This window comes from Massilia sp. ST3, from assembly GCF_018119405.1.
GTDB lineage: Bacteria > Pseudomonadota > Gammaproteobacteria > Burkholderiales > Burkholderiaceae_D > Telluria.
In genome coordinates, this window is sequence record NZ_JAGPWC010000043.1 from 34515 (window position 1) to 41054 (window position 6540).

General features: G+C 69.5%; 4 protein-coding genes and 1 pseudogene. 4 read left to right on the forward strand and 1 reads right to left on the reverse strand.

All coding sequences use genetic code 11. The annotated features are described in order from the left end of the window. Positions 1-10 precede the first annotated feature (10 nt). Complete coding sequence (locus KBW98_RS15335) at positions 11-805, reverse strand: SDR family oxidoreductase (protein WP_211521019.1); 795 nt, start codon at positions 803-805, stop codon at positions 11-13. A 59-nt stretch (positions 806-864) separates the two neighbouring features. Between KBW98_RS15335 and KBW98_RS15340 the strand changes: the two genes are divergently transcribed. The 4 genes and pseudogenes from KBW98_RS15340 to KBW98_RS15355 all read left to right on the forward strand — a co-directional run bounded on the left by KBW98_RS15340 (position 865) and on the right by KBW98_RS15355 (position 6500). Beyond that, entirely contained in the window at positions 865-2013 is a 1149-nt protein-coding gene (locus KBW98_RS15340; RefSeq protein WP_211521020.1) for a class I SAM-dependent methyltransferase, read from the forward strand. A gap of 101 nt (positions 2014-2114) precedes the next feature. Beyond that, positions 2115-2306 (forward strand): annotated as a pseudogene (locus KBW98_RS24210) (J domain-containing protein); the annotation flags it as partial. 954 nt (positions 2307-3260) lie between these two features. Beyond that, a complete protein-coding gene (locus KBW98_RS15350) occupies positions 3261-4964 on the forward strand; it encodes a tetratricopeptide repeat-containing response regulator (RefSeq protein WP_211521022.1) in 1704 nt (567 codons plus the stop codon). A gap of 6 nt (positions 4965-4970) precedes the next feature. After that, positions 4971-6500 (forward strand): HDOD domain-containing protein, encoded by a 1530-nt coding sequence (locus KBW98_RS15355; protein WP_211521023.1) that lies wholly within the window; start codon positions 4971-4973, stop codon positions 6498-6500. Positions 6501-6540: the final 40 nt, after the last annotated feature.

Here is a 6540-nt window from a genome sequence, read left to right on the forward strand (position 1 = left end):
GCCTTATTGATTAAATAGAATGAGGTGCTTCGGTCAGGAACATCACGTCGCGGCCCAGCGGCACCAGGTGCTGGCCGCCGTCGACCAGCAGGGTGGTGCCGGTCAGCGCGCGCGCCGCGGCGGCGTAGACCACCGCGTCGGCGATGTCCTGCGGGGTCGAGGAACGCCCCAGCGGCGTCGCCCGGTGGGCGCGCGCGAAGCCTTCCTCGCTCTGTTCTCCCGACACCATCGTGATGCCGGGCGCCACGCCGACCACGCGCAGCTTCGGCGCCAGCGCCTGGGCCAGCATCGTGGTGGCGCTGTGCAGCGCCGCCTTCGACAGCGTGTACGACAGAAAATCCGGGTTGAGATTGTACAGTTTCTGGTCCAGCAAGTTGATCACCACGGACTGCCCCCCTTCCGGCGTGGCCGCGTGCAGGGCCTGGGCCAGCAGCAGCGGCGCAGCGACGTTGGCCTGCATGTGGGTGGCCAGCAGGGACGGGGAGAATTCGGTGGCGCTGTCGTATTGAAACAACGAAGCGTTGTTCACAATGCAAGACAGGGGGCCGAGTTCGGTGGCCGCGCGGCCGGGCAGGGCGCGCACCGCGTCCTCGCTGGCGAGGTCGCACTGCAGCGCCACGGCGCGCCGGCCGAGCGCGCGGATGGCGTCGACGGTGGCCAGCGCATCCGGTTCGGAATGGCGGTAGTGCACGGCCACGTCCCAGCCGGCGTGGGCCAGGCCGAGCGCGATGGCGCGTCCCAGGCGGCGCGCGCCGCCGGTCACGAGCGCGACCCTGGGCAGGGCGGTCGAAGCGGTTTCCGTCATCTTGGTGTCGTCAAAGCAGCTAAATTGTTGATACGGGCCGATCTCGCTACAATGCCGGCATGTCCCTGCCAGCACCCGACCACGACGCCCTCGCCGCGTCCCATTCCCTGCAACAGCTCATCGCCGACGAGATCGAAGGGCAGGGCGGAGCGATTCCGTTTTCGCGTTTCATGGAGCTGGCGCTGTACGCGCCCCGGCTCGGCTACTACAGCGGCGGCGCCTCGAAGCTCGGCGCGGAAGGCGATTTCACCACCGCGCCCGAGATCTCGCCGCTGTTCGGCGCGGCGCTCGCGCGCGTGGCCGCCGCTATTATCGCCCAAAGCGCGCCCGACATCATCGAGTTCGGCGCCGGCACCGGCAAGCTGGCGCGCGACGTGCTCGCCGCGCTGGCGGCCCAGGGCGTGGCGGTGAATTCGTACACCATCATCGAACTCTCGGGCGAGCTGCGCGCGCGCCAGCAGGAAGCCCTGAAGGACCTGCCCCAAGTGCGCTGGCTGGACGCCATGCCCGAGCGCTTCTCGGGCGTGGTGCTGGCCAACGAGGTGCTCGACGCCATGCCGGTCGAGCTGGTGCTGAACACGGCCGCCGGCTGGCGGCGCCAGATGGTGACCATCGAGAACGGCGCGTTCGCCTTCGTGCAGCAGCCGCTGGGCGCGGAACTGGAAGCCCAGCTGGCGCGCCAGGTGCCGGAGCACGACGCGCGCCCGGAAGGCTACCTGACCGAGCTGCACCCGGTAAGCGCCGGCTTCATGCGCTCGCTGGCCGCCATGTTCGAAGGTGGCAAGGGCGCGGCCATCCTGCTGGACTACGGCTTCCCTGCCCACGAGTACTACCTCGACCAGCGCATGGGCGGCACCCTGATGTGCCACTATCGCCATCACTCCCATCCCGACCCCTTCTACCTGCCGGGACTGCAGGACATCACGGCCCACGTCGATTTCACGGCGATGGCGCTGGCCTCCCAGGAAGCCGGCCTGCCGGTGCTGGCCTACATGAACCAGGCCTCCTTCCTGCTGGGCGCCGGCATCGGCGAGCTGCTGATGGAGCACGATCCGGAAGACGCGCTGCGCTTCCTGCCCCAGGCCAAGGCGGTGCAGAAACTGGTCTCGCCGGCCGAGATGGGCGAACTGTTCAAGGTGCTGGTGGTGGGCCGCGACGTGGACCTGCCGGACGCCATCGCGGCGGCCGACCGCAGCCACCGCCTCTAGACCCGGTAATAACTTGCACAGCGGACACAAATCCGGCTAAGCTGTACGGTGGCGCGGCAGCCGGATCGGCTATCATTCGCTGAACACGCACACCACACACCATGGCCAAGATCCACACCCACTATGACAACCTGAAGGTTGCGCGCGGCGCGCCGCAGGAAGTCATTCGTGCGGCGTACAAGGCCCTCAGCCAGAAATACCATCCCGACAAGAATCCGGGCGACGAAAAGGCCGCCCGCATCATGGCGATCGTCAACACCGCCTACAACACCCTGTCCGACCCGGTGCGCCGCAAGGAGCACGACGACTGGATCGCGTCCGAGGAATGGGAAGTCGAGTGGGTGGAAAGCTCGAACGCCGAGGAAGGCAGCGGCCGCCCGGAAAGCTGGGAAGCGCGTCCGCCCGAGGGCCCGCGCCGCGCGCGCCTGCTGCGCGATCCGCGCTGGTGGCTGGGCCTGACCACCTGCTTCGTGGCCGGCGCCGCCTGCGCGGTGCTGCTGGCCCAGCAGCCCAGCATGCTGCCCAGCGCCCTGGCCTGGCCCGGCAAGCCGGGACCGGCCGCCGGCCCCGCCGACACGGCGGCCGCCAACCCGGCCCCGCAGGACGAGCTGGGCAACGATACCAGCATCGAAGGCTGGGCGCGCCGCTACAGCGGCGAGGCGGGCAAGGAGCCGCCGCCCGAGATCAAGGCGCTCGCCGTCACCCAGCTGATCGTGCCCCAGCGCGCGCCGGACTGCGGCACCGACCTGCAGACCCTACATGCCCCCACCGGCGACCCCTGGCCCGAGGATTCCGGCTACCTGGCCGGCTACCCGGTGGGCAACAGCGGCAGCGAGATGCAGGTGGTGGTCGACAACAGCGCCAATACCTCGCCCGTGTTCGTCAAGGTCTACGACCTGGACCGCCGCTCGAACGTGCGCCACGCCTTCGTCCAGGCGCGCGAAAGCTTCCTGATCGACAAGCTTGCGGCCGGCAAGTACGAAGTCCGCTACCAGAACATCCTGGTCGGCGCCCCGCGGGGCGAGTGCGTCAACGGCCGCCGCCTGCCGCTGCGCCAGGCCGCCGCCGTCACCCCGGAAGGCTGAGCGGCCAGCCGGCTGTCGCATTTTCCCCGCACCCCGGCCACGGCGGTATTGTCGTATTTACCCGATTTAATTATTTTGTTCCCCTGCCGTAATATACTGGGTCGATGCCGTGCGCCCATGCAGCCCGGCCGGCACGCCCAACGCAGGCTGAAAACGGAACCCATGAACGAACTTGAAGGCCTCACCGCCCTGATCATCGAGCCCCATGCAGGGATGCGCGCCAACATCCACAGCATGCTCAACCTGTGTGGACTGACCCGGATCGAGCACGCCAGCAGCTCGAACCAGGCCGTCAAGCACCTGGGTTTGCGCGCGTTCGACCTGATCCTGTGCGAGTACGACCTCGAGGGCGGCCAGGATGGCCAGCAGCTGCTGGAAGACCTGCGCCACCACAAGCTGATGCCCCTGTCGACCATGTTCTTCATGGTCACGGCCGAAGGCAACCAGAGCAAGGTGGTCAGCGCCGCCGAGCTGGCGCCGACCGACTACGTGCTCAAGCCCTTCACCGCCGACCGCCTGCTGGAGCGCATCGCGCGCGCCCTCGACCGGCGCAACGCCTTCCTGCCGGTCTACGCCCTGATGGACGCCGGCGACCAGCGCGAGGCGATCGCCGTCTGCATCGAGGCCCAGGCCCAGTATCCGCGCTACGCCATCGACTTCCTGCGCCTGCGCGCCGAGCTGCACATGTTCCTGGGCGAAGCCGACCTGGCCGAGCCGATCTACCGCCAGCTGGCCGAGGCCAAGGCGATCGCCTGGGCGCGCCTGGGCCTGGCCAAGACCCTGTTCGTGCGCAAGCGCTTCGAGGAGGCGCGCGAGATCCTGGAAGACCTGGTGTCCTCCAACCGCACCTTCGTCGACGCCGCCGACTGGCTGGCCCGCACCCATGCCGCGGTGGGCGACCTGGCCAAGTCGCAGGCGGTGCTGAACGAGGCGGTGGCGGTGTCGCCGCACGCCGTGAGGCGCCTGCGCACCCTGGCCGAGACCGCGTTCGAGGCGGGCGACGCCGAGGCCGCCGAAAAGGCCTTCAGGAAGGTGGTCGACAAGGCCAAGTATTCCGAATTCCGCGATCCCGAAGACCACGTCAAGCTGGTGCGCGCCCTGGTCGTCAAGGGCGACCCGGTGGCCGCCGCCTCGGTGATCCGCGACCTCGACCGCTCGATGGGCGGACGCCCGAACACCGCCCTGTGCAGCGCGATCTCCTCGGCCCTGCTGCATGAATACACCGGCAACGAGACCCGCCTGAACGACGCCCTCAACACCGCGCTGGCGGCCTGCAAGGAGGCGCCCACCCTGTCCTCCGACCTCAAGCTGGAGCTGGCCCGCACCTGCCTCCAGAACAACATGGAGGAGGGCGCCTCGGACATCGTGCGCGACGTGATGCGCAATGCCTCGAGCGACGCCGTGATGACGCGCGCCATGGGCGTGATGGAGCAGGCCGGCTTCCCCGAACTGGCCCGCACCCTGGCCCAGGAAAGCCGCCAGCACGTGGTCGACCTGGTCGCCGGCGGCGCCGCGCGCGCCAGGAGCGGCGACTACAAGGGCGCCGTGACCCTGATGCTGGAAGCGGCCGTCAAGCTGCCGCAGAACCCTTCCGTGGCCTTCAACGCCGCGCTGGCGGTGCTGCGCTGCCTGGAGCACGAAGGCTGGGAAGATCGCCTCGGCCAGCAGGTGCCGGCACTGATCGGCAAGATCCGCCAGCTCGATCCAGCCAACGCCAAGCTGGGCGCGCTGTCGTCCCTGCACCAGCAGGTGCTCAAGAAATACAACAAGGCCGTGTCCCGTCCCGCGGCGGCCGCCGCGCGCCCGCCCGCAGCGCCGTCCGCGCTGGCCGTGCCCGTGCTGGGCGCCGCACAGAAAGCACAATAAGCCGCCATGACCACCCGCCCACCCGAAGGCGTGACCCGCCGCGTGCGCGCAGCCCTGATGCACAAGGTCTGCGGCGACGAAGAGATGTTCGCCCTCGGGGCCTCGGTCGCGCGCGTGGTCGAGATGGCCTCCAGCGACGACCAGGGCACCCATGACCTGGCCTATTACGTGGTCTCGGACATGGCGCTGACCCAGCGCATCCTGCGCCTGTCCAATACCGTCCAGTACCGCACCGCGTCCGGCACGCCGGTGACCACGATCTCGCGCGCGATTTCGCTGCTCGGCTTCGACAACGTCAAGGCCACCGCACTGGCCATGCTGCTGGTCGACGCCCTCGACAGCGGCGAGCATGCGGGCAGCGTGCGGGTGGAACTGGAAGCCGCCCTGTGCGCCAGCCTGGTGGGGCGCGAGATGGCGCGCCACAGCTTCTACCAGGGCGCCGAGGAAGCGGCGATCTGCGCGCTGTTCAAGAACCTGGGCCCGCTGCTGGTGGCCTGCCACGAGCACGACCGCTACCGCGAGATCGCGGCCCTCACCGCGGGCGGCAAGCACACCGCCGGCCAGGCATCGCAGCTGATCCTGGGCTGCAGCTACGACGCCTTGTCCGAGGCCGTGCTGGCGGAATGGAAGATCCCGGACGTGATCGTGCGCGCCCAGGCCGCGCTGCCGCCGACCGCCGTGCGGGTGGCGGCCAACCGCGGCGAATGGATGCGCCAGGTGGCCGCCTTCGGCCTCGACATGGCGCGCCTGATGGCGCGCAGCCACGACCCGGCCGATACCCTCGAGGCGCGCACGCTGCTGCTGCGCTACGGCCAGGCGCTGGACCTGGACAAGGAGCGCATGGACGCCATGTTCTCCGCCGTACAGGACGGCATGAGCGCCCTGCTGCAGAGCATGAACATGGAGCCCGCGCCCAAGGCCGAGCCGGAAGGCGCGAGCGGGCTGCCCAACGTGCTGCTGCTGGCCACGCTGGACGCCGGCGAGGACGACCAGGACGGCGTGCACCCGAGCGGCAAGCCGAAGAACGCGCGCGAACTGCTGCTGGCGGGCGTGCAGGACGTGACCCAGCTGCGCGCCTCGGGCGAGGGCAAGGTCAACGACGTGATCCTCGCGGTGCTCGAGACCCTGTACGGGGCGCTGGGCTTCCGCTTCGCCTGCGTCTGCCTGAAGGACGCGCGCGCCGGCCAGTACCGGGCCCGCGTGTCCCTGGGCGAGGACGGCGCGCGCCTGCAGGCCGGTTTCGCCTTCCCGGCCGCGGCGGGGCGCGACCTGTTCCACCTGGCGATGGAAAACGACGCCGACCTGATGATCTCGGACGCAGGCAGCCCCAAGATCCGCGACCTGCTGCCGGCCTGGCACAAGGAGCTGCTGCCGGACGCCAAGAGCTTCATCGTCCTGCCGCTGGTAGTGGGCAAGGCGCAGCTGGGGCTGTTCTACGCGGACCGCACCAATCCCGCGCCGGAGGGCGTGCCGCCGGATGAGACGTCCCTGATCAAGGCCTTGAAAGGGCAGGTGCTGGCGGCGCTGGCGCCCTGAATCTCGCCGCGGTATCACGTAGGGTGGACGGCTTTGCCGC